The organism is Streptomyces sp. 135, from assembly GCF_020026305.1.
Lineage (GTDB): Bacteria > Actinomycetota > Actinomycetes > Streptomycetales > Streptomycetaceae > Streptomyces.
Genome location: NZ_CP075691.1, coordinates 180,351 through 205,284 on the forward strand (window position 1 = coordinate 180,351; position 24,934 = coordinate 205,284).

General features: G+C 69.8%; 20 protein-coding genes and 3 pseudogenes. 7 read left to right on the forward strand and 16 right to left on the reverse strand.

Going from position 1 to position 24,934, the window contains the following annotated elements:
- Nucleotides 1–160: 160 nt before the first annotated feature.
- The 3 genes from KKZ08_RS00880 (at nucleotide 161) to KKZ08_RS00890 (ending at nucleotide 3,086) form a co-directional block, all read left to right on the forward strand.
- On the forward strand, nucleotides 161–1,342 hold the full coding sequence (locus tag KKZ08_RS00880; RefSeq protein WP_223772571.1) for a serine hydrolase domain-containing protein: 1,182 nt from the start codon (nucleotides 161–163) through the stop codon (nucleotides 1,340–1,342).
- Between the two features lie 457 nt (nucleotides 1,343–1,799).
- Nucleotides 1,800–2,000 carry a hypothetical protein gene (locus tag KKZ08_RS00885; protein ID WP_223772572.1) on the forward strand — a complete coding sequence of 67 codons (201 nt, stop codon included), beginning with the start codon at nucleotides 1,800–1,802 and terminating at the stop codon, nucleotides 1,998–2,000.
- Nucleotides 2,001–2,147: 147 nt separating this feature from the next.
- Nucleotides 2,148–3,086 (forward strand): MerR family transcriptional regulator, encoded by a 939-nt coding sequence (locus KKZ08_RS00890; protein ID WP_223772573.1) that lies wholly within the window; start codon nucleotides 2,148–2,150, stop codon nucleotides 3,084–3,086.
- Between the two features lie 136 nt (nucleotides 3,087–3,222).
- On the opposite strand, the gene KKZ08_RS00895 is transcribed toward KKZ08_RS00890, so the two are convergent.
- Nucleotides 3,223–3,864 (reverse strand): TetR/AcrR family transcriptional regulator, encoded by a 642-nt coding sequence (locus tag KKZ08_RS00895; protein ID WP_223772574.1) that lies wholly within the window; start codon nucleotides 3,862–3,864, stop codon nucleotides 3,223–3,225.
- A gap of 61 nt (nucleotides 3,865–3,925) precedes the next feature.
- On the opposite strand from KKZ08_RS00895, the gene KKZ08_RS00900 reads away from it, so the two are divergent.
- Complete coding sequence (locus KKZ08_RS00900) at nucleotides 3,926–5,125, forward strand: serine hydrolase domain-containing protein (RefSeq protein ID WP_223772575.1); 1,200 nt, start codon at nucleotides 3,926–3,928, stop codon at nucleotides 5,123–5,125.
- Nucleotides 5,126–5,254: 129 nt separating this feature from the next.
- Here KKZ08_RS00900 and KKZ08_RS00905 read toward each other — a convergent pair whose 3' ends face one another.
- From KKZ08_RS00905 to KKZ08_RS00920, 4 genes and pseudogenes are all read right to left on the reverse strand, one after another.
- Nucleotides 5,255–5,962 carry a lytic polysaccharide monooxygenase auxiliary activity family 9 protein gene (locus KKZ08_RS00905; RefSeq protein ID WP_223772576.1) on the reverse strand — a complete coding sequence of 236 codons (708 nt, stop codon included), beginning with the start codon at nucleotides 5,960–5,962 and terminating at the stop codon, nucleotides 5,255–5,257.
- 23 nt (nucleotides 5,963–5,985) lie between these two features.
- Entirely contained in the window at nucleotides 5,986–7,104 is a 1,119-nt protein-coding gene (locus KKZ08_RS00910) for a lytic polysaccharide monooxygenase (RefSeq protein WP_223772577.1), read from the reverse strand.
- Entirely contained in the window at nucleotides 7,101–8,594 is a 1,494-nt protein-coding gene (locus tag KKZ08_RS00915) for a glycoside hydrolase family 6 protein (RefSeq protein ID WP_223772578.1), read from the reverse strand. Before KKZ08_RS00915 ends, KKZ08_RS00910 begins: the two co-directional genes overlap by 4 nt.
- Before the next feature lie 59 nt (nucleotides 8,595–8,653).
- Nucleotides 8,654–9,445, reverse strand: a pseudogene (locus tag KKZ08_RS00920) (glycosyl hydrolase family 5); the annotation flags it as partial.
- A gap of 237 nt (nucleotides 9,446–9,682) precedes the next feature.
- Between KKZ08_RS00920 and KKZ08_RS00925 the strand changes: the two are divergent.
- A pseudogene (locus tag KKZ08_RS00925) lies at nucleotides 9,683–10,358 on the forward strand (SDR family oxidoreductase).
- A gap of 67 nt (nucleotides 10,359–10,425) precedes the next feature.
- Here the strand turns inward: KKZ08_RS00925 and KKZ08_RS00930 are convergent.
- A complete protein-coding gene (locus KKZ08_RS00930; RefSeq protein ID WP_223772579.1) occupies nucleotides 10,426–11,355 on the reverse strand; it encodes a hypothetical protein in 930 nt (309 codons plus the stop codon).
- A gap of 174 nt (nucleotides 11,356–11,529) precedes the next feature.
- Here KKZ08_RS00930 and KKZ08_RS00935 point away from each other — a divergent pair, with 174 nt between their 5' ends.
- Nucleotides 11,530–12,768 carry an aromatic acid exporter family protein gene (locus tag KKZ08_RS00935; protein WP_223778865.1) on the forward strand — a complete coding sequence of 413 codons (1,239 nt, stop codon included), beginning with the start codon at nucleotides 11,530–11,532 and terminating at the stop codon, nucleotides 12,766–12,768.
- Nucleotides 12,769–12,819: 51 nt separating this feature from the next.
- Here KKZ08_RS00935 and KKZ08_RS00940 read toward each other — a convergent pair whose 3' ends face one another.
- The 10 genes and pseudogenes from KKZ08_RS00940 to KKZ08_RS00985 form a co-directional block, all read right to left on the reverse strand.
- Nucleotides 12,820–13,785, reverse strand: coding sequence for a glycoside hydrolase family 6 protein (locus tag KKZ08_RS00940; protein ID WP_223772580.1), 966 nt, complete (start codon nucleotides 13,783–13,785; stop codon nucleotides 12,820–12,822).
- 173 nt (nucleotides 13,786–13,958) lie between these two features.
- Nucleotides 13,959–15,008 carry an endo-1,4-beta-xylanase gene (locus tag KKZ08_RS00945; protein WP_223772581.1) on the reverse strand — a complete coding sequence of 350 codons (1,050 nt, stop codon included), beginning with the start codon at nucleotides 15,006–15,008 and terminating at the stop codon, nucleotides 13,959–13,961.
- Nucleotides 15,009–15,115: 107 nt separating this feature from the next.
- Nucleotides 15,116–17,347, reverse strand: a complete 2,232-nt coding sequence (locus KKZ08_RS00950) for a glycoside hydrolase family 3 N-terminal domain-containing protein (RefSeq protein WP_223772582.1) — start codon at nucleotides 17,345–17,347, stop codon at nucleotides 15,116–15,118.
- A 48-nt stretch (nucleotides 17,348–17,395) separates the two neighbouring features.
- Nucleotides 17,396–18,232: a carbohydrate ABC transporter permease gene (locus tag KKZ08_RS00955; protein ID WP_223772583.1), complete on the reverse strand. Its 837-nt coding sequence runs from the start codon at nucleotides 18,230–18,232 to the stop codon at nucleotides 17,396–17,398.
- The gene (locus tag KKZ08_RS00960) at nucleotides 18,229–19,212 is read right to left on the reverse strand and encodes a sugar ABC transporter permease (protein WP_223778866.1); all 984 of its coding nucleotides are present in this window, start codon (nucleotides 19,210–19,212) and stop codon (nucleotides 18,229–18,231) included. Before KKZ08_RS00960 ends, KKZ08_RS00955 begins: the two co-directional genes overlap by 4 nt.
- Before the next feature lie 5 nt (nucleotides 19,213–19,217).
- A complete protein-coding gene (locus KKZ08_RS00965; RefSeq protein ID WP_223772584.1) occupies nucleotides 19,218–20,549 on the reverse strand; it encodes an extracellular solute-binding protein in 1,332 nt (443 codons plus the stop codon).
- Nucleotides 20,550–20,672: 123 nt separating this feature from the next.
- Complete coding sequence (locus KKZ08_RS00970; protein ID WP_223772585.1) at nucleotides 20,673–21,734, reverse strand: LacI family DNA-binding transcriptional regulator; 1,062 nt, start codon at nucleotides 21,732–21,734, stop codon at nucleotides 20,673–20,675.
- Between the two features lie 147 nt (nucleotides 21,735–21,881).
- Nucleotides 21,882–22,823 (reverse strand): hypothetical protein, encoded by a 942-nt coding sequence (locus KKZ08_RS38890; protein ID WP_320592339.1) that lies wholly within the window; start codon nucleotides 22,821–22,823, stop codon nucleotides 21,882–21,884.
- Between the two features lie 766 nt (nucleotides 22,824–23,589).
- Nucleotides 23,590–23,879: pseudogene (locus KKZ08_RS00980) on the reverse strand (hypothetical protein).
- 194 nt (nucleotides 23,880–24,073) lie between these two features.
- Complete coding sequence (locus KKZ08_RS00985; RefSeq protein WP_346657860.1) at nucleotides 24,074–24,580, reverse strand: restriction endonuclease; 507 nt, start codon at nucleotides 24,578–24,580, stop codon at nucleotides 24,074–24,076.
- A gap of 94 nt (nucleotides 24,581–24,674) precedes the next feature.
- Between KKZ08_RS00985 and KKZ08_RS00990 the strand changes: the two genes are divergently transcribed.
- A complete protein-coding gene (locus tag KKZ08_RS00990; RefSeq protein ID WP_223772587.1) occupies nucleotides 24,675–24,917 on the forward strand; it encodes a DUF397 domain-containing protein in 243 nt (80 codons plus the stop codon).
- The last annotated feature ends 17 nt before the right edge of the window (nucleotides 24,918–24,934 follow it).

Here is a 24,934-nt window from a genome sequence, read left to right on the forward strand (position 1 = left end):
CTTGCGAAAGGGGGGCCCTTCGCGTCTTCTCCCCCTGGGGTTGTCCACACCCCCTGTCAGGGGGGTTCCTCCATGGCCACACGCCGCTCGCCCATGACTCAATGATCTTGGGACGAGCGCACTGACCACACACTCTCTCCAGCCATGTGAGGCAACCACCATGAGGCACCTGCGAAACACCCTGGGCTCGGTGACGGCGATAGCCGTCGCGGCGACGCTGGCGATGCCCGTAGCCACCGCCTGGGCCGGTTCCGGCGACGACCGTGGCAGAGCCGGTTACGGCCGGGCGGACCTCCAGCGGGGCCTGGACGACATCGTCCGCAAGGACAAAGTGGTGGGCGCCGAGGCCACCTTGGCGGACGGAAGGCACCGCAGCTCCGTGCGGAGCGGAACCGCCGAACTCGGCACCGACCGGCCGGTGCCGGACCATGGCTACTTCCGAATGGGCAGCAACACCAAGACCTTCGTCTCCACCGTCGTACTGCAGCTGGTCGGCGAGGGCCGCATACGCCTGGACGACACCGTCCACCAGTGGCTGCCCGGAGTGGTCGAGGGCAACGGCCATGACGGCAGACGGATCACCGTACGGCAGTTGCTGCAACACACCAGCGGCCTGCCCGACTATGCCGCGGCACTCCCCGTCCTCGACGAGAAGAAGTTCCAGGAGCACCGCTTCGACCATTACGCGCCGCGCGACCTCGTCGGCCTGGCCCTGCGGGACAAGCCCCTCTTCGAGCCCGGCAAGGGCTGGGGCTACTCCAACACCGGTTACGTCCTGGCCGGGATGATCATCGAGGAGGCGACCGGCCGGCACTGGAGTGAGGAGGTCCGGGCCCGGATCATCGAACCCCTCGGACTCAAGCACACCTTCTCCCCGGGCAGGCGCACCGGCCTCCCCCAGCCGCACGCCAAGGGCTATCACCAGTTCAAGCCGGGTGGCCCGCTGATCGACAGCACCGAGTTGAGCATGACCTGGGGCGACGCGGCGGGCGACCTGATCACGACCCGGAACGACCTGACCCGCTTCTGGCAGAGGCTCCTCGGCGGCAAGCTGCTGAAGCCGCGGCAGATGGCGCAGATGCTCACGACGGTACCGGCCCCCGAAGAGGGCGAGACGTCGGTCAGGCAGGAAATGGGGCTCGGCATCTTCAAGACGCGGCTCAGCTGCGGCGGCAGCTACTGGGGGCACGGCGGGACCACCCTCGGTCATCTCAACGCCAACGGCTTCGTCGACAAAGGCAAGAAGGGGGTCATCGTGATGCGGACCACCAACATGGCGGCGGAGGACCGCGACGACCGCACCGACCAGTTCGTCGACAACGCTTTGTGCAACGTGAAGTGAGGGGACTCTGGACGGGCCGGGCGCGAACGGAGCACCTACCTCATGCGCGCCAAGAGAGGGCCGGTCCATGCAAGGGGCCCGTACGCGCGGACGCGTACGGGCCCCTTGATCGAGCGCTGGGCAGGCCTTGCACCTGCATTTCCCCGCAGGAAGCGGGGCGTCTTTCCTTGGACCACCAACGCATCGCCGGTTTCCGCGTGTTGCGGCGACCAGTTCAAGATCTACTGTACCCCAGGAACGTGGGCTGCTCCCAACGGCGGGGCCCGTCTGACGCATGTGCTCGACTTCGGCTTCCCGCCCGAACTGGAAGCTCTTTGGCAGGCGGCGGTGTCCAGGATGTCGAGGTGCCGGGCAACAAGGACTCGATGCCGAGGATCCAAGTGGCTCCGGCGAATTCGGCATGTATGCCTCATGGTCGACGGATCCGACCCTGCGGGGTGTGGGGAGATGGTCAACCATGACCGGCCCAGATCTGTCGCCCCCGGCTTGGCCGTCCGTGGCCGCCTACCTGGAGGCGGTCTGCGAGCTGCTTCAGACCGGCGGTGGGCCCCTGCTGGAAGCAGCTGACAGACAACAGCCGGTGCTGGCGCTGGGGTGCCTGGTGTGGATCGATCCCGCTGATGGCCTGGAGGTTCCCTGGCGGCCCGTCCATCCGTGAGATGAGCGACCCCGAACTTCAGGCGATCCGGACCGCTTCCGCCGGCCGTTTTGGATCTTGCTCCGGGAGAGGGCCGTTTGTGAGAATCCGACCACCGCGAGCTCACGCGCTTGAGTCTCCAGCAGGGGGAGACCTGAAGGTGGGGACATGAACGGCCACACGCTCCACTCCATCGGCGAGCTGGCCCGGCGGACTGGTACCACGGTCAAGACCATCCGGTTCTACTCCGACTGCGGACTCATACCGCCCGCTGGCCGCAGCCCGGCCGGATACCGCCTTTACGACAACAGTGCCGTCGCACGCCTGGACTTCGTGCGAACCCTGCGCGACCTGGGACTTGACCTTGCGGCCATCCGGAAGGTGATGGACCGGGAACTCGCGCTGTCGGAGGTCGCCGCGGCGCATGCCGACGCGTTGGACGTGCAGATCCGAATCCTGCGGCTGCGGCGTGCGGTGCTGACCGCCGTGGCGGAGCGTGGGGCTACCCCTGAGGAGACACATCTGATGCACAAACTGGCCAAGCTTTCTGAAGTCGAACGCCAACAGCTGGTCGGCGACTTCCTCGACGCCGCCTTCGGTGGTGTGGGTACCGGCTCCATGTTCGCGGGGGTAAAACGCTCGATGACTCCGGAACTGCCGGACAACCCCGATACGGAGCAGGTCCAGGCGTGGGTGGAACTGGCCGAGCTGTCCCAGGACCCGGACTTCCGCGGCCTCATGCGGCATTTGGCCGCGGAGCAGACGGCCGGGTACGCCCAGGGTGGTCCACCCGCGGCGCACAGGGACCTGGCTGCGATCGTCCGTGCCCAGATCGCACCGGCCGTGGCAGCGGGGGTGGAGCCGGCCTCGCTTCAGGCCGATCCGATCGTCGCGGGCCTCATGACCCGCTGTGCACATCTCCTCGACTGCTGTGACGATGCCACGTCGCGGGAGCAGCTCCTGGCCCGGCTGGAACGCATGAACGACCCTCGCAGAGAGCGATACTCCGCGCTGCTCGCGGTGATCAACGGCTGGCCGGAGCCGGAGAGCCTGCGACCGGTGCTCGACTGGGCCTTCATTGCTCTGCGGGCTCGGACACAGGGATGACGGGGCGGCCGCGGGGCGGCATGAACGCCCTCTTCTCTATCTGGCAAGCGGCGCACACCCCCGGGCAGGCGCGGACAAGGCGCCGAGCCGGCGGCTGTCGGACGCGCACGCCGTGCCGTGCCGGTCACCGCCACCCTCATGGCCCCTGACGGAGCTGAGCGCCTCGGCAGGTTCCGGTGAATACGCGGTCGAGTTGCTGGTCAAGCGCGGCGAGCATCGCCGGTTCTGGTGTGCCGTCGGGGTCGATGTGCCTGTGCAGGGCGAGCCCTTCGGCGAACGCGACGATGCGCAGGGCCTGGTCAGCCGCGTCCATCTCCTGTGGGACCTCGCCGCATACCGTGCCATTCTTGATCGCTTGGGCGACGCGTGAGCGGATGCCTACGAGGGACTCCTTCTGGACGTCGGCGAGGCGGGCGTTGTGCGCGGCCTGGTCCGCGAAGGCGCGACGGACCAGGAATTCGCCGCGGCGGTCGTCGTCGAGCGGGATGAGCTCGGTCAGCGCCTGCCTCAGCATCTCGGCGATGGTGCGGCCCTCGGCCTCCCCTCGGTTCACCAGCTCGTCCACTCGTGCCGTGAAGCGCCCGTTGACGCGGGTGAACGTGGCCAGCAGCATCTCGTCCTTCGCCGTGAAGTAGTGCTGCACCAGGCCGACGGACACGCCCGCTTCCGCGGCGGTCCGCGCGACGGTCACGGAGGTGAGGCCGTCTCGCACGATCAGGCGTTGGACGGCGTCGGTGATCTGCCCGTGGCGGGCGTCATGGTCGGCGACTCTCGGCACCTGAGGACGGTATCGCGTGCTATAACCGTACGTCCATATTGCTACCCGAGAGGGCCCCGCGATGATCCGACGACGACGCTCAACACGCCTGTTGGGCCTCGGCCTTGCTCTTGCCCTCCTGCTGCCGCCCGGTATGGCCACCGCGGGCCAGGCCAGTGACGGACAGACGGCCGGCAGTCGTCGTGACCCGGCCCTGCAGACCCTGGTCGACCAGGTGGTGGCCGACCCGAACCCCAACCCGGGCGCTTTCCTGCGAGCCCGCCGCGGCTCGGACGACCGCTTCGGCGCGGCCGGCGTCGCCGACCGATCCGCCGGCACGCCGATGGCGCCGGACCTGAAGTTCCGCGCCGGAAGCATCACCAAGACCTTCACCGCAACGGTCGTTCTGCAACTCGTCGCCGAGCACCGGCTGCGACTCGACGACACCGTGCAGAGCCTGCTGCCGGACCAGGTCCGCACCGGCAACGCACTGGCCGGTTCGCCCATCACTGTCCGCCAGCTGCTCAACCACACGAGCGGGCTGTACGACTACATCGACGGGCTGCTCCCCCACTTCCGCAGGCTTGACCAGTACTGGCCCCGCGACCAGCTGATCGGCATCGGGCTTGCCGAACCCCGGTACTTCCCGGCTCCCGGCAACCGATTCCGGTACTCCAACACCAACTACCTGCTGCTCGACCTGATCGTCGAACGGATCACCGACCGCGATCTGCGCACCAACCTCGAACGCCGCGTCTTCGCCCCCCTCGGGCTGCGCGACACCTCGTACCCGCTGGCGCAGGCCGCCATCGAGGGAGCCCATGTACACGGCTACGCGGACATTTCGCCCTTGCTGCCGAACGCGCCGGACCCTACCCGTTCCGATGTCACCGGCTTCAGCCCCTCCGAGGCCGGGGCATCGGGCGCCCTCGTCACGACCGCGGCCGACATCGCACGCTTCTACCGGGCCCTGCTGCAAGGACGTCTGCTGCCCCCGGACCTGCTTCGCCGGATGCTCACCGACACGGTCCCCACCACCGGCAGTGCTCCGCCCGCTGTCGCCTACGGCCTCGGTGTCTATGTCTACGCCACCGCCTGCGGCCGTGCGTACGGCCACGGCGGCAGCGCACTCGGGTACCTGACCTACGCCCTCAACAGCCGCGACGGGCGCGACCAGATCGTCGCCCACACCAACTGGAACTCGTTCGCCGACACCGGGATCGACGACGACTTCTGGGCCGCCTTCCAGCGGGGTTACTGCCGAACGCGAACGCATGGGTGATCAGGCCCCCTTCACCCCCAGGCAATACGGACTGCCGCCGCACGGGGCACGGCATTCGCCGCCGGGACAGGCCGCCGGGGTGACGGTGGCGGCCTGCCCTTCAGACGGTGCGCCGAGGCTCCGACGCGGTCAGCGGAAGTTCACATCGCTGCACAGGAAGTAGGTCTGATCCATGTGCGAGGCCTGCCAGATCGTGTAGACGACATGGCGACCGCTGTAGCCGGACGTACGCACAGGGATCGTGTAGTTCTGACTGGGCGCGTACTTGCCGGTGCGGGCCACCAGTTCCAGGTCGCTCCAGCGCAGCGGCTGGGTGGTGGGGTCGAAGCCCTGCCGAGTGACGTAGACCATGAAGTAGTCCGCGCCGTGACTGGCCTGGTCGTACAGCTTGACGTCGAAGTCGGCGCCGACGTCCGTGGTCTTCCACGGGCCCGCGGCGTCCAGCGCGTTGTAGCGACCACCCTCGGTCCGGCCGCCGCTGCACAGTTGGCCGTCGGGGACGGCTGCCGGGAAGTTGCCGCCGGAGCCGTTGCGGTACAGGCCGTTCCAGTTCCACATGGCGTTGGGGTCGGCCCGCCACGCCTGCCAGCACATGGGGTCGAGCGTGGCCATCGCCGGATTCTGGAAGTCGCTGCCCCAGCGCTGCCAGCAGCCGTAGTTGCGCGATGCCGGGTCGACGACCGATCCGTGGGCCACCGCGGTGCCACTCCAGGGGAGCAGGCCGAGCAGCACGGCGACGAAGGTGCTCAGGACGAGCGTCAGACGGCGTTGACTGCCGTAGGCGTAGGCCCGCTTGCCGGGGGCCCGCTCACTATGGGCATGTATATGACAATCCATGATCTCCTTCTTTCCGTGTTCCCTTACGGCTTGACGCAGGTGATCGAGCCGACCGGCAGGTTGCTCCCGGTCGAGGTGGCGGTGAAGCCGAACGTCACGGTGCCGTCCGGCGGGATGGTGCGGTTGTGGTCGACGTTCTTGACCGTGACCGCGCCGTCGGATCCGGTACTGAGGGTGCCGTTCCAGACCTGATTGATCTTGGTGCCCGCGCCCGGCTGCCAGCGCACGGCCCATCCGTCACGGGCGGTGGTGTTGTGGTTCATCACCTCGACGGAACCCTGGAAGCCGCCGTTCCAGGAGCTCGTCACCTTGTAGAGGGCCATACATCCGGTGTGCGGGTCGCTCGGGGTCGGCGTGGGGGTGGGCGTCGGCGTGGGGGTGCTCCCCGGGTCGCGGATCCCCGTCACCTCGCCGTTGCCGCCGTCGAAGACGATGTCGGAGCAGGAGAAGAAGTTCTCCTGGCTGTCCGACCGCACCCACTGGATGAACATCATCGCGTCACCGGAGCGGCCCGAGGGCAGCTTGAGGTCCCAGTAGTAGTGACCGGATTCGCTGCCCACCGAGCCGGACTGCGGCGGGTCGGTGACGGTCTGGATGAGCTCCAGGTCGCCCCAGCCCAGCGGCTTCGTGGGCGAGTAGCCGGGCTTGGACATGTACACCCTGAAGTCGCCGGGGTGCGCCGCCCAGTTGCTGTGCTTGATCCTGATCGTCGCCCCGGAGGTGAGGTGTGTCCGGGGCCAGTCGGCGCGGGCGGCGTTGTAGCCGGTGAAGTTGTACGGGGAGCGGTCACCGGCACTGCACAGCTTGCCGTCAGGGACGTAACCCGGGCCGCGTCCGCCCGCGTTGGAGTCGAGCACGGCGAACCAGTTGTACAGCGCGTTCGCGCCGCTCTCCGCGAGCGCCGCCTTGCACGCCGGGTTCGTCGGGTCGAGCGCGCCGGTGCTGGTCTTGGCGTCCCGATAGCAGAGGTAGGTCCGCGATCCGGGCGTCATCGTCACACCGTGCGCCTGGGCGTCGTCCTGGCCGATCAGGGTCAGGCCGAGCCCGCTGAGCAGGGTGGCGAGCACCGCCAGCAAGGACAGCGGTCGTCTCTTGTTCCTACTCCTCCGGGTCCCCCCAGCACTTCGGGTGCTTCGGGTCATGGCGTCTCCTTATTCGTCGTGGCCTTCGGGTCGGTCGGCACCGCCGGGTAGGCGTTCTTCACCAGCATCGAGAATTGGTCGTGGAACCAGTGACCGGCCAAGGGCGCGCCGGGCAGGGCGCCGGTCTTGCTGTTGCCCGCGCCGGGCACGGTGTAGGTGGGGTCGCACATCGGGTCCTTGCGCTTGCCCTCGTCGTTCGGGATGTCCTCGCCGGCCCCGTCGGACTCACCGGGCGGCTTGACCCACAGGAACGCGTCCAGGTGCGACTCCGGGAAGCCGGACGGCGCACTCCGCGGCGGCTGCCCGAGCCCCGCGCCGTCGACGTTGCACCACAGCCCGCGATGCGCGCGCCGGTCGGCCTTGGATTCGGCGACGTAGGTGTCGAGCGTGGTGCTCTTGCTCTCGGCGGTCGGCCGGGCGGAGCCGCCCCAGCCGTTGCGGGAGGTGTCGATGACCATGCCGGTGGAGGCGGGCCAGCCTGCCGCGACCAGAGTTCGGTGCAGGTTCCTGGTGAAGTCCGACTCGTCGAAGTTGGGGTTCCACCCGTAGAACTCGCTGGACTTGACCATGTTGCCGCCGACCGTCCTGTCCGGGTCGGTCAGGAACGGCTCCTCCAGCGGCGTGTAGTTGGAGACGTTGGTGACCAACCCGTCGACGCTGCTCAGCCCGGCCGCGGTGCCCTTCGCCACCTCGGTGTACAACTCCACGGTCTGCGCGAGGTTGGTGTCCCAGCCGAGCCAACCGGAGTGCGCGACGTCCAGATACGTATAGACGTTGGGGATGGCGTGCAGCTTGTCCAGGGCGTACTGGGCGGCCTTTACGTAGATGCCGCTGCTCTTGGCCTGGGCGCACTCCGGGTCGGCGGTGTTGGTCACCAAGTTCGGCAGACCGTCCGGTTCGATGACCGTGGTGATGCGGACGTTCCGGTACTTGGGGTTCTTGAAGACGCTCGCGATGCCGTCGATGTAGTCGTTCTTGTAGCGGTCAAGGCCCGCCTCGGTCAGCGGCAGTTCGCCGTTGGAGGCCAGGGACGCGCAGTCCCGCCCCGGCAGGTCGTACACGACGAACGTGGCCGTGATCGGCTTCCCGGGCTTCTTCTGGGCCAGCGCCAGGTCGAGGTGGTCGGCCAGGCTCTTGCGGCCGGCGTTGGCGTCGCCGCCGCGGATCGCCGCGATCCGGTCCAGCCAGACGGCGGTGGGATATCTCTTGACCTTCTCCATCTTGGCCTTGAGCGCGGTGTCCGGGGTTTTGGCGATGGAACGCTTGACGTTGGCCGCGTAGTCGGGGTTGACGTAGAAGCTCGCGCCGGCGAAGGGGTTGTCGACGTGCGCTTTCGCGGCGGCGTGTGCTGCCGAGGCGGCCGCGGGCCCTCCCGTGAGCTGTCCCGCCGCGCCGAGCATCAGGGTGGCCAGGGCGGTGGCCAGGGCCACCGACCGACGTCGGCGCGAGCGCACCGGGCGTGGGCCGGCCGAGCTGTTCGGGTCGGTCATCGTGTCTCCTCAAGGGTCCGGAGGGCGTCGGAGTGCGGGCGGGCCCCGGGACGGGCGGCGCCGGTGAGGACGGTCGACGAGAAGGAGTTCACCGACAGTCCCGTGCCGTTCCGCCAGGGCTCGAACCCGGCCTGAACACTCGTCAGGTACCAGTCGTTCCGGGCCATGCCGCGGGCGACGGCCTGCCGGACGAAGTCCATGACGTCGAAGCTCCAGCTCGTGATCGCCGACGGGGCGACGAAGCTCAGCACGTCGTTGCCGCCGTTGTGGCCCGACCAGACCTGCCACGTGCGGCCGGCCACGGTGGCCGTGCCCACCTGCGTGCCGATGGGCTGGATCGGACCCGCCTTGTTGAACCAGACCATGATCTCGGTCCGGTTCACGCCGTCCTTCCGTGGTGTCGGGTCGAGCCAGATGTCGTACGAGGCGTTGTAGACCGCGTCGCTGACATAGCCGTAGGAAATGCTGGTGGGCGCGCTGGAGATGGTGCTGAGCCGTGCCGGAAGGTTGGTCCCCGGCGAGCAGTTGGCGTAGTGGCAGCCGTTGAAGAGGGACGGGTATGACTTGGGGGCGCCGTCGAGCGGCACGGAACCGTCGGCCCGGGTGACCTTGAAGCCCGTGTCCGAGACGGAGACGCACTGCGTCTCGCTGGTGCCCCAGCGGTTGTTCTGGGCGACGTAGCGCCCCTGGACCGTGGTCGAGCCGAATGGTTCGCAGATCGTGGTGTCGGCCTGCGCCGGTGCCGACGCGGTGACAAGCGTGGTGCCGAGCGCGGTGACGACGGCAAGAGCCGTGATGAGCCTTCCCAACGGGCCGTGCCGGGCGCTGACTTGATGCGGTAACGGTCGCATCGGGGGGCCTCTCGTGAGAGTGCGGGGGGCGACCTCGTGGACGCGCTCCCGTCTCCCCCATGATGGGAGCGCTCCCACTGGTGGTTCGGTCGGGGACTCTAAAAGGCCCGCATGTTCCTGACAAGGGCAGGCGCGGCAATCCGGCGACGGAATTTTCGAAAGAGCAGGTCAAAAAGGTGCCGATGACTGAAGCCCGGAGTCGCAGAAGGGGCGATCGTGGGCGAGCTGGCCGACAAGATCGCACTGGTGACCGCCGACAAGATCGCACTGGTGACCGGAGGCTCACGCGGGATCGGGCGCGCGGTCGCCGTGCCGCTCGCCGCCGATGGGGCGCTGGTCGCGGTCCACTACGGCGGCAATCGCGCGGCCGCCGCGGAGACCGTGGCACGGATCGCCGAGGCCGGCGGCCGGGCGTTCGCGGTACAGGCCCGGTTCGGCGGCAAGGGTGCGGTGGACCGGCTGTTCGGGGAACTCACCGCCGGGCTGGCGGACCACGGCGCGGACGGCCTGGACATCCTCGTCCACAACTCGGGCATCCACTCGGCCACTCCGATCGGGCAGCTCACCGACCGCCTGTTGGCGGTCAACGTGAGCGCGCCGGTCTTCGTGGGTACACCGTCACCAGGCGGCGCCGGCGGCTCTCGGCCCGTCGCTCGCCAACGATCTGGGCCGCCGTGGGATCACCGTGAACACCGTCGAACCCGGCGTGGTGCTGACCGACATGACCGCCCACCACGCCGAGACCCCGGGGGGCGCCCGCCTGGAGGCCATCACCGCACTCGGACGGATCGGCGCGCCGGCGGACGTCGCCGACGTGGTGGGCTTCCCGGCGGGCCCGCAGGGCCGCTGGGTGACCGGCCAGGCCATCGATGTCTCCGGCGGTACCTACCTCGGGCCGATCGCGGCCGGGTGAATCGCCCGCACCCCCGGTCCTTGCCCGTGTGCCGGTGCGCGGCACGCTCCGGCACACGGGTGTGGCTTCATTCGGCCAGGTGGACGCGGGCTGCGGCGATCGGGCGGTCGGCCGCCTTGCGGGGTGTCGAGGAGTTCACGCTCCAGCGGTAGCCGGCGAAGAGCTTCGTGGTGGGGTCCGCGTAGAACACCATGTGGCCGTAGCCGACGCCGTTGCTCTCCGCCCAGCCCGCGGTGCCGTCGGCCGTCTCCTCGATACGGGTGTCGGGGAAGCCCCGGTATGTCGCCTCGGCGCCCTCGGAGGCGGCCGGATTGCCGTGCGGGTCGCTGGTGCAGTCGATGACCTCGAAGACGTACGGGACGACGCCCTCACCGACCTTGCCGTCCACCGGGGAAGCCAGTGTGCCCTTGCGCTCCCGGATCATGACGATGTGCCCGGTGTACGGCTGGGTGGTGACATCCGGGTCGTAGTCGAAAGCGACCAGGTCCCCGGGGCGGAGGTTGACCGGCTTGGTCACTCCGGTGACGTGCGGGACGGACGCCGCGTTCGTGAAGCCCTCACGGAACTTCTCCGCCGTCGGATAGAACTTGCCGGGCTCGGTCTTGAAGTACTGGCTGAAGTACTCCCTGGTCGCCCAGCCGTACGCCGTGCCGGTGCCGTAGGCACGCTGCAGGACCATGGTCAGGAACGACGAGCACTGAGCCAGTGCGGAGAACTGCTCCGGGTGGCCGGGAGCGCCCCAGACGAGGGAGGAGTTCTCGTCCGGGAACTGCCCCGCCGTCTTGTAGCGATTGGCTCCGTCGCTCCACGGCCGCATCCGCAGGTAGTCGATCAGCGTTTCGGCCTCGATCTGGTGCGGCAGCTTCAGCTGGTACGGGCTCGGCGTCGGCGCCTCGGCGGCCGACGCGGTGCCCGCCGCCGAGCCGGCCATCACCACGGCGCCCGCACCGGCCGAGCCCGCCAGCAGTCTTCGGCGGCTGAGTGAGTGACCTGTCATGGTTGTTTCCCCCCGGACCGGATGGTCGGACATTGTTTCCCGATCCTATGTCCGCAGGATCACGGGTCGCGGCGCCCGGTCGGCGTACCCCGTGACGGGCGGTGCGGAACGGCGTCCGGGGGGTTCCTGGGACTGAAGTGTGCTGAGTGGCTCATGATCGGGCACGTGAATGGGATGCCGGACGTATCAGCACCCGTGATCAAACTGGTGCGGCGGACCACCGAACCCGTCGCGGCGCAGACGCTGCGTTCCACGGCCGCCGCCGTCATCTCCTTCAGCGTTGCCCTGATGGTCCTGCCCGCGCAACCCGCTCCCCTGACGGCCCCGCTGACCGCGCTCCTGGTCGTCCAGGTCACCCTGTACGCGACCCTCACCACCGGCATTCGGCGCGTGAACTCCGTAGTCGTCGGTGTCCTCATCGCCATCGGCTTCACCGCCCTGGTCGGGCTGACCTGGTGGAGCCTCGGCCTGACGATCTTCACCTCACTGATCATCGGCCGTTTCGTACGGGTGAACGAGTTCGTGCCCGAGGTGGCGATCAGCGCGATGCTGGTCCTGGGTGTCTCCCAGGCCACGTCGGCGGCCTGGCACCGGGTACTGGAGACACTGATCGGCGCCGGGGTGGGTCTGCTGTTCAACCTGCTGTTCGCGCCCCCGGTGTGGACGCAGTCGGCGGGGGCGTCCATCGACGGGCTGGCGCGCGGGATGGGCAACATGTTCCGCACCATGGGGGCGGAGATCGCCGGGGGCCACCTCCCCTTCCCGCACGCGGCCGCCCGGCTGCACGAGGCGCGGCGGCTCGACCACGACATCGTGGAGGTCGACGCCTCGCTGCGGCAGGCGGAGGAGAGCCTGCGGATGAACCCACGTGTACGGGAGGGGCTGCTGTCCCGGGTGGTGCTGCGGACGGGCCTTGACACCCTGGAGATCTGCGCGGTGGTGCTGCGGGTGCTGACCCGGAGCCTGACGGACCTGGCGAAGTTCCGTACGGAGGAGTCGCTGTTCCCGCCGGACGTGTCGGCCGGCATCAAGGAGCTGTTCGAACAACTGGCCGACGCCATCGAGAGCTTCGCCCGGCTGATCACCACTCAGGTGGCCGCCAACGCCGAGGACGCCGAGGAGCGGCTGACCGCCGCCCTGGCCGCGAGCCGGGTCACCCGCGACCGGGTCGCCGACATGCTCCTCGAGGACGTACAGGAGCACCCCAGGCAGTGGCAGCTGCACGGCGCGCTGCTCGCCGAGGTCGACCGGATCCTCGACGAGCTGGACCTCCACAAGCGCACCGAGCGCCTCATGCAGGAGCTGGACCGCCACTCGGCGGAGGTCAGCGAGCGCCACCCGCGGCTCGCGGCGCTGCGCCGCCGGCTGCGCGGTGAGAGCGGCAGGGAGCGGCGGCCGACCGTGGAGGCGTGAGGCCGGCACACGCGGAACTCCACGGCCCGTCTCGCCGGTGCGCGGGCCGGTTCAGTAGCCGTAGATCATCTTGTACGCGACTTCGGGGAGGAACTGACCGGCCGAAGAGCCGGCTCCGACGCCGCAGTCACCGTCGGACTCACCCGGGACCTTGATCCACAGCAGCATCTCGGCGCCTCCGCCCAGCTGGGTGGGGGTGCCGATACGGCGGCCCGAGGGATTGCACCACTGCCCGTCGGAGCCGTTGCCGTTGCGGCTCGTGTCGACGACGAACGGCTTGGTGTAGCCGTACCGGGCGCTGAGTTCCCTGTTGACGGCGTTGCCGTACGCGGTGTTCTCGGCCGTGGTGAGGTAGTTGGAGACGTTGAGCGAGAAGCCGTGGGCCTGTCGGACGCCGGCTTCGTGGAGGCGCCGGGCCATGGTCGCCGCGCTCGCCCAGCCCGGATTGCCGGCGTCGAGGTAGACCCACGTGTGGGGAGCCCGGCGGTTGAACTCGGCGAGGGCGCCGGTGAGCATGACCTCGCGTTCGTCGATCTGGGCCTGGGTCATGCAGCCGTAGTCCCCGAGGGAGTCCGGTTCGAGGACGACGACGGCCGGGCGGTCCGCGATCCCGCCCGCGAACTGGGCGATCCAGTTCGCGTAGGCGGACGGCGATGAGGCCCCGCCTCCGGAGTGCCCGCCGCAGTAGTCGCGGTTGTAGATGTTGTAGGCGACGAGGACGGGCAGCTTGTCCCGGGCATCGGCAGCCCCCACGTACGCACCGGTGGCGGTGCCGATGGTGCCGCTCCACGAGCCGAACCAGCGGGCCATCGGAGTCTTGGCGATGGCGGCGTCGATCGCGGGCGCCCGGCCGTCGCGGGGGTTGGCGGCGACCCACCGCCGCGCGCTGGAGTCGGGGTCCACGTAGAAACCGTTGGTCATGCTCGTCGGGTCGGCCGCGTGGGCGGAGGGTGCGGCGGCGAGTGTCAGCGACAGTGCGGAGAGTGCTGCCAGCAGGGTGAGCAGTCTGCGGCGCATGACGGTACCTCGGCTTTCTGGCAGGGATGCGTCGGATGGTCGGCCGAGCACGGGATGTCGGATGGTCGGCCGAGCGCGAGGGAGCGCTCCCACCACGGAAGCGCTCCCCCACGGCACGGTCGGTCAGCGGATCACGCGGCTGACGTGTGGTTGCTGGGCAGAGCGTGTGCGGTTCAGGGCGCCCTGCGAGTGGCGGCGGGCGTGCCGCCCAGCGCCGTCAGGACCGCGTTGTACGCCGGCTTCTTGTTGCCGTTGCGGTCGAACAGCAGCGGGTTCTCGCCGCTGCGCCAGGAGTCGCTGTCGCGGATGCCCCAGACGGTGATGCCGGTGCAGCGCGCGACGTTCATGCAGGCCCTGACCGTGTTCGCGTACGCGGTGGGCGACGCCTGCGCGATGTCCAGTTCGGTGATCTGGACGTCCACGCCGAGTGCGGCGAAGTTCGACAGCGTCGTCTGGAAACTGGCGGGCGGCCCGCCGGCGCCGAAGTGGGCCTGGAGGCCGACGCAGTCGATGGGCACACCCCGCGCCTTGAAGTCGCGCACCATACGGTAGGCGCCCTGGGTCTTGGCGTCGTTCCAGTTCTCGATGTTGTAGTCGTTGTAGCAGAGCTTGGCCGCCGGGTCGGTGGACCGGGCGGTCCGGAACGCCTGCTCGATGAAGCCGTCGCCGAGCACGTCCCGGAAGACCGAGCTGCGGAGCTGGCCGCTGGGCCCGTCGGCGAAGGCCTCGTTGACCACGTCCCAGGAGTGGATCCGGCCCTTGTAGCGGTTCATCACGGTGGTGATGTGGTGGTTCATCACGCCGCGCAGGGTGTTCGCGTCCCTGATGGAGCTGACCCAGCCCGGCAGTTGGGAGTGCCAGACCAGGGTGTGGCCGCGCACACGCTGACCGCGGGCCGTCGCGCCGTTGACGATCTGGTCGGCGGGGCCGAAGTTGAACGAGCCGCGGGACGGTTCCGTGGCGTCCCACTTCATCTCGTTCTCGGGCGTGACGCTGTTGAACTCACGGCCCAGGATCCCGGTGTACGTGCCGTCCCCGAGCTTTCCGGCGGCCACGGCGGTGCCGAAGTAGCGTCCGGACTGGGCGGCTTGGGCACCCAGCGTGGATGCCCGGGGCGTGGTGTCGGGCACGGCGGCAGCGGTGCCGGTGGCCACCAGGACCGCGGCTGCCAGCAGGGACGTCACCGGGGTTCGGCGAAGGCCGAGCCTCTTCAGTGGGTTCATGGTTCTCCTCGTGCGGTTGGGTGTGGATGGGTGGGTGGTGCGGTCGGTGGATGGTGCGGTCGGTGGGATCGGTTCAGGGCGTGGGCGGACCGGAGCGCGGCCGCGGTCTACTTGACACTCATCTCGCACCACATGCGGCGCTCGTGCCCGACCTCGCGTACCGGTCCCGTCAGGGTGAGCGGCACCGTGTGGTGGACGTGGTCGCTGGAGGCGGCGACGCGCAGTTCGAGGGCGCCGGGCTCGACGACGCGGCGGCCGTCGGCGCCGGTGTACGCGGCGAGGTCGGCGGGGAACGTGGCGTGCACCTCGGCCGACTCCCCTGCCTCCAGCGGCACCCGGGCGTAGCCGACGAGCCGGACCTCGGGACGGGCGACGGTGCCGACCGGGTCATGCAGATAGAGCTGGACGACTTCGGTTCCGGGACGCTCCCCCGTGTTGCGGACGGTCAGCCGCAGCGTGGCCTCGCCGTCGGTGGCGAACTCCTCCACCTCGTAGAGCGGTTGGCTCCAGCTGAACGTGGTGTAGGACAGGCCGTGCCCGAACGGGTACAGGGGCGTCGGGTCCACGGTGCTGGGGAAGCCGTGCCGGCCGAGGGGCGGCGCGAGGTACGGTGCGGGCTGGCCACCCGGTCCGCGCGGCACCCCGACGGGCAGTCGCCCTGAGGGGCCGACGCGGCCGGAGAGCACGCCCGCGACGGCGCTGCCGCCCTCCTGTCCGGGGAAGAACGCCTGGACGACGGCGGCGGCCTTCTCTGCCCATCGGCCGAGCGCGTAGGGCCTTCCGCTGAGTACGACGATGACGACCGGCGGGCCGTAGGTCATCGCCTCGTCGAGCAACGCGCCCTGCGCATAGGGCAGTTGGAGGTCCTCGGCATCACAGCCCTCGCCCGACGAGCCGCGCCCGAACAGGCCCGACCGGTCCCCGACCACGGCCAGGCAGACGTCGGCGGCTGCCGGATCGTCGACGAACACGGCGTCCGGGAACTCGACGCGCAGCGCCTCGGCCAGCGTCGGAACCTCGACCCCTGTGGGCAGTTCGGGATGGTGCACGCCCACGTGCCGGGGGAACGTGTAGCACCCGAGCATCGCGGCCTGTTCGTCGGCGAGCGGGCCGACGACGGCGAGGCGCAGCCCGTTGCCGAGCGGCAGCGTCCCGGGGTCGTTGGCGAGCAGGACGACCGACTCCTCGGCGACCTTCCGCGCCAGCTCCCGCATGTGCGGCGGGTTCAGGTCGACGGGCGCCCCGCCCGTGACGGGCTCCCAGTCCGGGTCGAGCAGCCCCAGTTCGCACTTCTGCGTGAGGACACGCAGCGCGGCCCGGTCGAGCAGGTCCTCGGGAAGTGGGTCGGCGGGGTGGAGACAGCGGGCCGCCGGCAGCTCCACGTCGACGCCGGCCGCCAGGGCGAGCCGTGCGGCACGGCCCTGCCCGTCGGCGATCCGGTGCGCCTCCTCGAGGAGCGAGACGCCGTAGTAGTCCGACACCACAGTCCCCGTGAACTGCCACCGTTCGCGCAGCAGTTGGGTGAGCAGTTCCGTGTGGGCGTGGGCTGGCAGGCCGTCGACGTCGTTGTAAGCGGGCATCACGGAGCGGGCACCGCCGTCGCGTACCGCCATTTCGAACGGCGGCAGGATCACGTCCGCGAGCTCTCTCGGGCCGAGCGAGGCGGGCGCGTGGTTGCGGGCGGCGCGTGAGGCCGAGTATCCGGCGAAGTGCTTGAGCGTGGCGACGATCCCGGCAGCCTCCAGGCCTCGCACGTAGGCGGTGCCGATGGTGCCGACGAGGTACGGATCCTCGCCGATCGACTCCTCGGTCCGGCCCCAGCGCGGGTCCCGTACGACGTCCAGGACCGGCGCGAGTCCCTGGTGGACGCCGACGGCGCGCATCGATCTGCCGATTGCCTGCGCCATCTCGGTGATCAGCACCGGGTCGTAGGTGGCGCCCCAGGCCAGCGGGGTCGGAAAGACGGTGGCCCGCCAGGCGGTGAACCCGGTCAAGCACTCCTCGTGGGCGATAGCGGGCAGGGCGAATCGATTGCCGGCGCGGACCGTGCGCTGGAGTTCGGCGAGGCGGGCGACCCCCTCGGCGGGTTCGAGGGGCACGGTGCCGAACGGCCGGGTGAGATGGCCGAGGCCATGGGGCAGCAGGGTGTCGAGGACGGTACTGCGGGCCGCGTAGGTGTGCTGTCCGGGGGCGACGTCGGTGGCCCCGTCGGCAGCGGGCTCGGCGCCGATCCATACGCTGGACAGCTGAGCGGTCTTCTCCTCGGCGGTCATCCGGGCAAGCAGGTCCGCCGCCCGGACGTGGACGGGCAGGGTGGCGTCCTGCCATGGCTCGACCATGGAACTCCTCAGGTGCGGTGCGGAACGGGGTCGTCGGCGCCTGGGTGCTCAGCCCTTGGTGGCGCCCATGGTGATGCCCCCGATCAACTGCCGTTCGGCGACGGCGTAGAAGGCGAGGGCGGGCAGCATCGCGAGGACGAGATAGGCGAAGACGCGGGCGATGTCGGTGCCGTACTGACCCTGGAACTGCTGGACGCCGATGGGGATCGTCCACCAGGTCTGCTCACTGAACACCAGCAGCGGCAGCAGGAAGTTGTTCCAGCTGCTGACGACGGCGAGGATGGAGACGGTGCCGAGCGCGGGCCGTGCCATGGGCAGCAGGATCCGCCAGAAGAAGCCGAACGCCGAGCAGCCGTCGAGGGTGGCGGCCTCCTCCAGTTCGCCGGGGATCTCCCGGAAGAAGCCGCGAAGGATGACGATGGTCATCGGCAGTCCGAAGGCGGCCTGCGGCAGGATCACGCCCCAGGGGTTGTCGAGCAGCCCGAAGGTGCGCAGCAGGACGAAGAGCGGCAGGATCGCCACGGCGAACGGGAACATCAGCCCCACGGTGAAGAGGGTGAAGAGCAACTCCCGGCCGCGGAAGGCGAATCGGGCGAGCGCGAAGGCGGCGAGGGCCGCGGCGCCCACCGTCAGCACAGTCGTCCCGACGGCGATCAGCGTGGAGGCACCCAGCATGCGCCAGAACGAGCCGGAGGCGAGTACGTCGGTGTAGTTGGACGTCACCCACGGCGAGGGCAGGCCGAACGTGTTGCGGGAGAGCTGGCCGGTGGACTTGAACCCGGACACGAACGCGTACAGCAGTGGTGTGACCATCACGGCACCGACCAGCCACACCATGACGTACAGCGGCACGGAGCGCAGCGTGCGGCGCGTGCCCGCGCTCATCGGGAGGCTCGCATGGCGGTGAGGGCTCCTCGGGTGTCGCGGCGCAGCACGGACCGCTGGTAGATGAGGGCGAAGACGAGGCTGATGAGGAACATGGCGATGCTGATCGCGCTGGCATAGCCGATCTGGTAGCGCTTGAAGCCGAACTGGAACATGGTCACGGCCATGGTCTCGGAGTGGTGGTCGGGGCCGCCCTGCGTGACCACCCACACCAGGTCGAAGAGCTGGATGGCGCCGATCACGGAGAGGAAGACGCTGATGCGGACCGTCGGTCCCAGCAGGGGCAGGGTGATGTGACGGAAGCGCTGCCAGCGGCCCGCGCCGTCGATGCGGGCCGCCTCGTGCAGTTCGGCGGGGATGCCCTGTAGTCCGGCGAGGTACAGCATCATGTGGAAGCCGAAGTACTTCCATGTCATGACGAGGAACAGGGTCGGCAGCACATGGTCCTGGTCCGCGAACCACAGCCCGCCGAGGCCGTCGAGACCGACCGAGCCGAGCACCTTGTCGGCGAGCCCGTCGTCGGGCGCGAAGATCATGGAGAAGAGGACGCCCGTGATGACCTCGGACAGGACGTAGGGGGCGAAGAACAGCATGCGGTACAGGGCCCGCCCGCGCAGTTTCCGGTTGAGCAGCACGGCCATGCCGAGCGCGAACGGCAGCTGCACGCACACCGAGAACAGCACGAGCAGCAGGCCGCGCCACAGGTCGCCGAGGAATACCGGGTCGTGGACGAGCCGGGTGTAGTTGTCGAGTCCGGCGTAGTCCGAAGGAGCCCCGAAGCCGCCCCAGTTGAAGAGGCTGACGTAGACGGCGTACAGGATCGGGGCGAGCACGAGGGCGCCGAACAGGAGCAGGGCGGGCAGGGTGAAGCAGAAGGCGGTCAGCCAGTCGGCGGCCCGTCGGGGCAGGGGCCGGCTCGTCCCGGTCTCCGGCGGCCTCGGTGGTGCGGGCGCCGGGTCCTTCACGTACGTGGAGGTCATGTCGGTCACTGGCTCTGCGCTACCTGGGTGACCGAACGGGCCACCTGCTCGGGCGACTTGGACCCGGCGATCAGGGCGGCCACCGAGTCGTTGATCTCCTGGCCGACGGCGGGCGGGTACGCCTGGTCGAGGTAGAGCTGGAAGCCGGTCGCCTTGTCGACGGCGTCGGAGACGAGCTTGAGATTGCGATCGGTCAGGGCGCTCATCGCGTCCTTGACGACGGGCATGATCGAGCCCTTCGTCACGAGGACGCGGTCGGACTCGGCCGTCATGAAGAACCTCAGGAAGTCGACGGCCGCCTGGGGCGCGCCCTTGCGCACCGCGTAGCCACCTCCGCCGCCGAAGATGTCGGTGCGGGCGCCCTTGCCGCCGGTGACCGCGGGGAAGGGGAAGAACCCGAGGTCCTTGCCGATGCCCTTGCCCGCGTCGGCCTGCGCGACGGGCGCCCACTGGCCCATCAGCTCCATGGCCGCCTTGCCGTTGCCCATGGCGGCCGCCTCCCCGTTGGGCGCCGAGTACGCGGCACCGAGGTGGCCCTTCTGGAACGGCCGGAGGGCGACGAGTTCCTTGAGGTGCTCGCCCGCCTTGACGAAGTCGTCGCCGGTGAAGTCCTTGGCGTCAGCGGCTTTCCGCATGCCGTCGACCCCGGCGATCCGCATGGACAGGTAGGCCCAGTAGTACATGCCGGGCCACTTCTCCTTGCCCGCGAGGGCGATGGGGGTGATCCCGGCGCTCTTCAGCTTCTTGACCACGTCGAGGTAGTCGTCCCAGGTGGCGGGCGGCGCCTTGACACCAGCCTCGGCGAACAGCGCCTTGTTGTACCAGAAGCCCACCGCGCCTATCTCGAACGGTACGGCGTACGTCCTTCCGTCGATCTGGTAGGGCTTCAGCGAAGCCGCCAGGAGGGTGTCCGACCAGGGCTGGACCGAGGGGGTCAGGTCCTCGACCAGGCCGGCGTCGATCTGCTGCTGGAGTACGCCGCCGCCCCACGTGTGGTAGATGTCCGGAAGCTTTCCGGAACTGGTCAGCGCCGTCATCTTCGACTTGTAGGCGTCGTTCTCCATCGTGACGAGCTTGATGCGCACATCGGGATGCTCGGCCTCGAACGCCTTGGCGCGCTCGGGCCAGACGGACTTCGACGGTTCCGTGGTCTGGATGTTCCACCACTCCACGACGGTCCGGCCCTCGCTGTCGGTGGTGGATCCGGAGTCCGAGCAGGCGGAGAGACCGGCCGCGCCCAGCCCCGCCGCCGACGCGGCCCCCAGGAAGCGGCGGCGGGAGAGGGCTGAGGACGCGGCGCCGGACGCGGACGTGACGGCTCGGTCGAAGGCTGGCATGGCGCACCTTCCGGAATGGTTCCGAGAATTATCGGGACGGCCATGGAAGTTACGGGCATACGTCGGGGGCGTCAACGGCCCGGACAGAAAAGGCCGTTGACGCCCCCGGAGTACGCTCTTCGGTTATGCGCGGCGCGGCGGTGCGGTGCTCGCGCGGACTACCAGCTCAGTGGCCAGCTCCACCCGCGGCGACGCCAGCTCGACGTTCCGCGCCAGGTCCAGCAGCATCCGCGCCGCCAACTTGCCCATTTCGGAAAGCGGTTGTCGGACCGTCGTGAGCGGAGGCGACGACCAGCGCACCTCCGGCAGGTCGTCGAAGCCGACGACGCTCATGTCCTCCGGCACTCGAAGGCCCCGGCGGCGCAGCGCCTCGATCGCGCCGAGCGCCATCTGATCGCTGGCGGCGAAGATGGCCGTCGGCGGTTCTTCCAGGTCCAGCAGTCGCCCGGCGCCGGTGAATCCGGACTCGTGGTAGAAGTCGCCGGGCACCACGAGCGCGTCGTCCACGGCGACCCCGGCCACGTCCAGCGCCGCCCGGTAGCCGTCGAGCCTGGCCCGCGAGCACAGCAGCCGCGGAGGGCCTGCGATGAACCCGATGCGCCGGTGCCCGAGCTGGAGCACGTGCTCGGTCGCAGCCATGCCGCCCGCCCAGTTCGTGGCGCCGACGGTCGGCGCCTCGGTGGCGGGAGATCCGGCGGGGTCGACGACCACCAACGGCACGCCGAGGCGCCGCAGTTCGTCGTGGAGGCCCGGTTCGAGCACCGACGTCACGAGGATCACTCCGTCGGAGGCGCGGGCCCGCAGATTGGTCATCCACTGTCGCGCGGCGCCCGCACGGTCGTGGATCGCGGAGACGACCGTGCCCACGCCCGCCTCGTGCGCGACCTCCTCCACACCCCGGATGATCTCGACGGCCCACGGGCTGTCCAGGTCGTTGAAGACCAGGTCGAGCAGGGCCGCCCGGCCTCCGGGCGCGGCCGGCCGGCGCCGGTAGCCGTGCCGGTGCAGCAGGTCCTCGATCCGAGCGCGGGTCGCGGACGAGACGTCCGAGCGCCCGTTGACGACGCGCGAGACGGTCGGCACGGACACCCCGGCCTCCCGCGCGATCTCGGCGATCGTCACCTTCGCCGCCCCGTCCGCGCTCCGTGTGCCCGCCTTGCGCTGAGCGCCTTCCCCGGCCACCATCCCCACCTCCGTAGCAGCACACCCGGAAGCTCCGGGCGCCTTCCGGAAACCGTAAGACATGCCGTCGGCCGCCCGTGCCTTTCTGTCCGGCACCTCGAACGTGCCTGCGTGTTTCGCCGCGGGGCGTCAATGGTCACTCCCCCAAGGTCAAAGCAGCCCTCCCAGGGGCAGGACGCGCTCGGTGAGCTGTCCGCGCAGCTTCCCTCCGGTGGTGTCGGCCTCGGCGAGCCAGTCCGCGGCGATCAGCAGTTCGGCGTGCGGGTGGACTTCGTCAGGAGCCAGGGCGCTGAACGCGGCGGCGTCCTCCTGGGGCAGTCCGTCGTCTTCGGCGCGGCCCAGCCGGCCGTCCGGGCGGGTGTGGGCGGCGGTGTACAGGGCGAGGAGCCGGCTGGCGGCGCCCAGCTTCTTCTTGCGGATCTTCCGGTCCCCCACCACCTTCTGGGCCCATCCGGAGATCCTCGCCCGGCTGGTCTTGCCCAAGGTGAACGGACGGGGCCGCTCGGGCAGCAGGTCCGGGACGGTGATGGTGGTGGGGCTCTCGGGACGCGAGGCCAGTGCGTCGGCGACGGTTCCCGGCAGGCACAGCCAGTCGGCGTCGACCAGTTGTCGCAGCACCCGCTCTGCGTCATCCTGCAGCCAAGTGGTGAGTTCCTGGCCGGTGATGTTCCCGGTGCCGGCTTTCGCGGCACGCAGGGTGAGCATGAGGACGGCGAGGCGTACCTCGGGCAGCGGGTGCGGGGCGTGCGTCTGAACGTGCGCCAGGACGGTGCGGGCCTGCGCGGCCTGCTGCCGGGTCAGGAGCCGTTGCACCACCGGCCCTGCGACCGTGGTGTCACCAATGAGCAGACCGGTGCGGTTGACGTACATCTCGCGGGTGGTCCGCGCGGCCGTCTGCGCCCGATGCGCCTCGTGGCGCAGGGAGTCGTCGCCGCTCACATCGGCCCACAGACGGAAGGCGCCGGCCTTGCGTTCGTGGAGTTCGGCGAGCAGAGCGAGGTCGGGCTCGGTGCGCTGCTGGTACGCGCGGAACGCGTCCCCGAGCTCGATCAGTTCCGCCCGCAGGGCATCCGGCTCGAGGTCGTGCGGCACGATCCGCTGTGCGATCTTTCCCCGTTTCGCCTGCCGGGACCTCGCCCCCCGCGAGGCCGTACGAGCGTGCGGCAGCGATCCCGGTCCGGGGGCGAGGAAGGCAGCGCCGGCCGCCGCCGGGGAAGAGCCGCCGTGATCGGAGAACGTCGCGGACACACCATCCGGCTCAGCGTTTCGTCCGGCTCCTTCGGCCTGCTTCACGGCTGCCGCCCTGCCCGGTCCGGCCGTGGTCGTACGAGCCGGTGGCGGGGCAGTGGCCAGCACCCGGCAGTCGGGCACAGCCGCCGCGCACCGCGCGCACATCTCCGCGATCCGCCACAGCCTTCCCGCGCGGTCCGCGTACACCGCCAGCACCACCGGACCGCCGCATCCTCCCGCTGCTGCCGGTGGCTGTGCTCCTCTGCGGTGTCCCGCGTCGGGATCAGGTGTATGCCACGCGCAGTCGGCGGCGCGGCAGGCGCACGATGCCTCGCCGCGGGGCCCGCCGGACGCGCGGACGTGAGCGAGGTGTTGGTTGACGTGGCCGATCGCGGCCTTGCGTCCCTCGGCGGCGCCGCCGGGTAAGCGCTGTTCGGCGCAGGCGGGACGGGAGCAGGAAAGCCTCACCACGCCTGCGGAAGGGCGCCCGTATGGGTCCAGCCGCACCACCCATACCCGCCCCGCGGCACGCTCTTGCCGCATGCCGGCCTCCACCGCCATATCGCGTCCTCCACCCTTGCTTGATCTGTTGCCCGGGAGCATCGTCATCGGCGATACCAGAAGCAAATCAGGTGCACCGCACTGAGCGTGCGAGAAGGCTCATTCGCTCTGGTTGACGCCGGTCGAGCTCCTCCAGCACACGGCTGCGGAGGAGCTCGTACTCAGCACGGAGCCGACGCCACTGGGCCACGGGCGGCCGAGGGACGACGGTGCCGCCGGTGACGCTCTCGTCCGGCCGGAACTGCTCTCGGCCGGGTTGTCCGGGCTCCATCGTGACCGGAACGCCGGCGGACTCGTGTCAGCACTCCAGCTGCGGCGAACAGCACGTTCGATGTCGGTGAGAAGCAATGGCGTCACGGTGAACATCCTCGCAACGACCACTGACAACGGGCCTGGTCCGACACCCATCCGCAGCAGACATCTGGCTGATTACATGACGTTTGCTCGGGGGAAATACGCGGCCGGCCACACCGGGCCGTACGGCGACGCGTGCCGGGGCGGACTGCCCTCCAGGGACGGGCACCCGCTCAGCGGGGAGTTCTCCCCACGGGCTACCTGGCGATCTCGGCCGTGCGGTCGAGCCTCGCCGCGGCGTGCAGCTGGTCGTGGCGCTCGTACAGGGCGCGTACGAGCCGGGCCAGGTTCTGCACCCCGGCCACGGTGAGTCGCGGCGGTGTCGACAGGCGCCGCTCCGCTTCGCCGAGCGAGATCTCGGTGAGTGTCCGCAGCGTGCTGATCTCCGGCAGCCGCGTGCAGCGGCGCCGCAGGTCCTCGGCGAGGACGCCGGCCTGGCCCGACAGTTGCAGCGCGATCTGTTCGCAGTCACGGGGCCGGAGCTCCGTGTCGGGTACGGACCACGCCAGTACGGCCTCGACGAGCGACAAGTACGGCTCACGGTCGAGTGGCGATGCTTCATGGAAGACGTCGGGCACGGTGGGTGCCGAGTGGGTCGTCATCACAATCTTCCCGCAGGCGTTTTCGGGGTCTGGGCCGCGCAGTTCGGAAGGGCTAATATCCCCGTCGGCCGTCTTCTGCTGCAAGTACATCTGCAATTGCATCGGCAATAACGGTCGTGCGGGGCCCGATTCACGCCACCGCGGCGCACGGGCCCGTGCGGAGCCGCGATGGACCACCGAGCGAGGAGAAAACGCGATGAACTCACCGTCGAACGGTGTACGCGCCGACGCCATCGAAGGCGCGGTGTGGCGCAAGAGCCGCCGGAGCAACCCCAACGGGAACTGCGTTGAGCTGGCAGTTCTCACTGACGGGGAGGTGGCGGTCCGCAACTCCCGGCACACGGACGGACCGGCCCTCGTCTACACGCGCGACGAGATCGCGGCCTTCGTCCAAGGAGCGAAGGACGGCGACTTCGACGACCTGGCCGGGCTTGCTTGACGCATATGTCGACCGGA

Excerpts from the sequence above, each read along its gene's own strand:
- KKZ08_RS00900 (WP_223772575.1), top strand. The coding sequence starts at position 3,926 with ATGATCCGACGACGACGCTCAACACGCCTGTTGGGCCTCGGCCTTGCT.
- KKZ08_RS00990 (WP_223772587.1), top strand. The coding sequence starts at position 24,675 with ATGAACTCACCGTCGAACGGTGTACGCGCCGACGCCATCGAAGGCGCG.
- KKZ08_RS00945 (WP_223772581.1), bottom strand. The coding sequence starts at position 15,008 with ATGAACCCACTGAAGAGGCTCGGCCTTCGCCGAACCCCGGTGACGTCC.
- KKZ08_RS00905 (WP_223772576.1), bottom strand. The coding sequence starts at position 5,962 with ATGGATTGTCATATACATGCCCATAGTGAGCGGGCCCCCGGCAAGCGG.
- KKZ08_RS00935 (WP_223778865.1), top strand. The coding sequence starts at position 11,530 with ATGCCGGACGTATCAGCACCCGTGATCAAACTGGTGCGGCGGACCACC.
- KKZ08_RS00960 (WP_223778866.1), bottom strand. The coding sequence starts at position 19,212 with ATGACCTCCACGTACGTGAAGGACCCGGCGCCCGCACCACCGAGGCCG.
- KKZ08_RS00880 (WP_223772571.1), top strand. The coding sequence starts at position 161 with ATGAGGCACCTGCGAAACACCCTGGGCTCGGTGACGGCGATAGCCGTC.
- KKZ08_RS00910 (WP_223772577.1), bottom strand. The coding sequence starts at position 7,104 with ATGACCCGAAGCACCCGAAGTGCTGGGGGGACCCGGAGGAGTAGGAAC.
- KKZ08_RS00890 (WP_223772573.1), top strand. The coding sequence starts at position 2,148 with ATGAACGGCCACACGCTCCACTCCATCGGCGAGCTGGCCCGGCGGACT.
- KKZ08_RS00970 (WP_223772585.1), bottom strand. The coding sequence starts at position 21,734 with ATGGTGGCCGGGGAAGGCGCTCAGCGCAAGGCGGGCACACGGAGCGCG.
- KKZ08_RS00885 (WP_223772572.1), top strand. The coding sequence starts at position 1,800 with ATGACCGGCCCAGATCTGTCGCCCCCGGCTTGGCCGTCCGTGGCCGCC.
- KKZ08_RS00985 (WP_346657860.1), bottom strand. The coding sequence starts at position 24,580 with ATGCAATTGCAGATGTACTTGCAGCAGAAGACGGCCGACGGGGATATT.
- KKZ08_RS00930 (WP_223772579.1), bottom strand. The coding sequence starts at position 11,355 with ATGACAGGTCACTCACTCAGCCGCCGAAGACTGCTGGCGGGCTCGGCC.
- KKZ08_RS00955 (WP_223772583.1), bottom strand. The coding sequence starts at position 18,232 with ATGAGCGCGGGCACGCGCCGCACGCTGCGCTCCGTGCCGCTGTACGTC.
- KKZ08_RS00965 (WP_223772584.1), bottom strand. The coding sequence starts at position 20,549 with ATGCCAGCCTTCGACCGAGCCGTCACGTCCGCGTCCGGCGCCGCGTCC.
- KKZ08_RS00940 (WP_223772580.1), bottom strand. The coding sequence starts at position 13,785 with ATGCGCCGCAGACTGCTCACCCTGCTGGCAGCACTCTCCGCACTGTCG.
- KKZ08_RS00915 (WP_223772578.1), bottom strand. The coding sequence starts at position 8,594 with ATGACCGACCCGAACAGCTCGGCCGGCCCACGCCCGGTGCGCTCGCGC.
- KKZ08_RS00950 (WP_223772582.1), bottom strand. The coding sequence starts at position 17,347 with ATGGTCGAGCCATGGCAGGACGCCACCCTGCCCGTCCACGTCCGGGCG.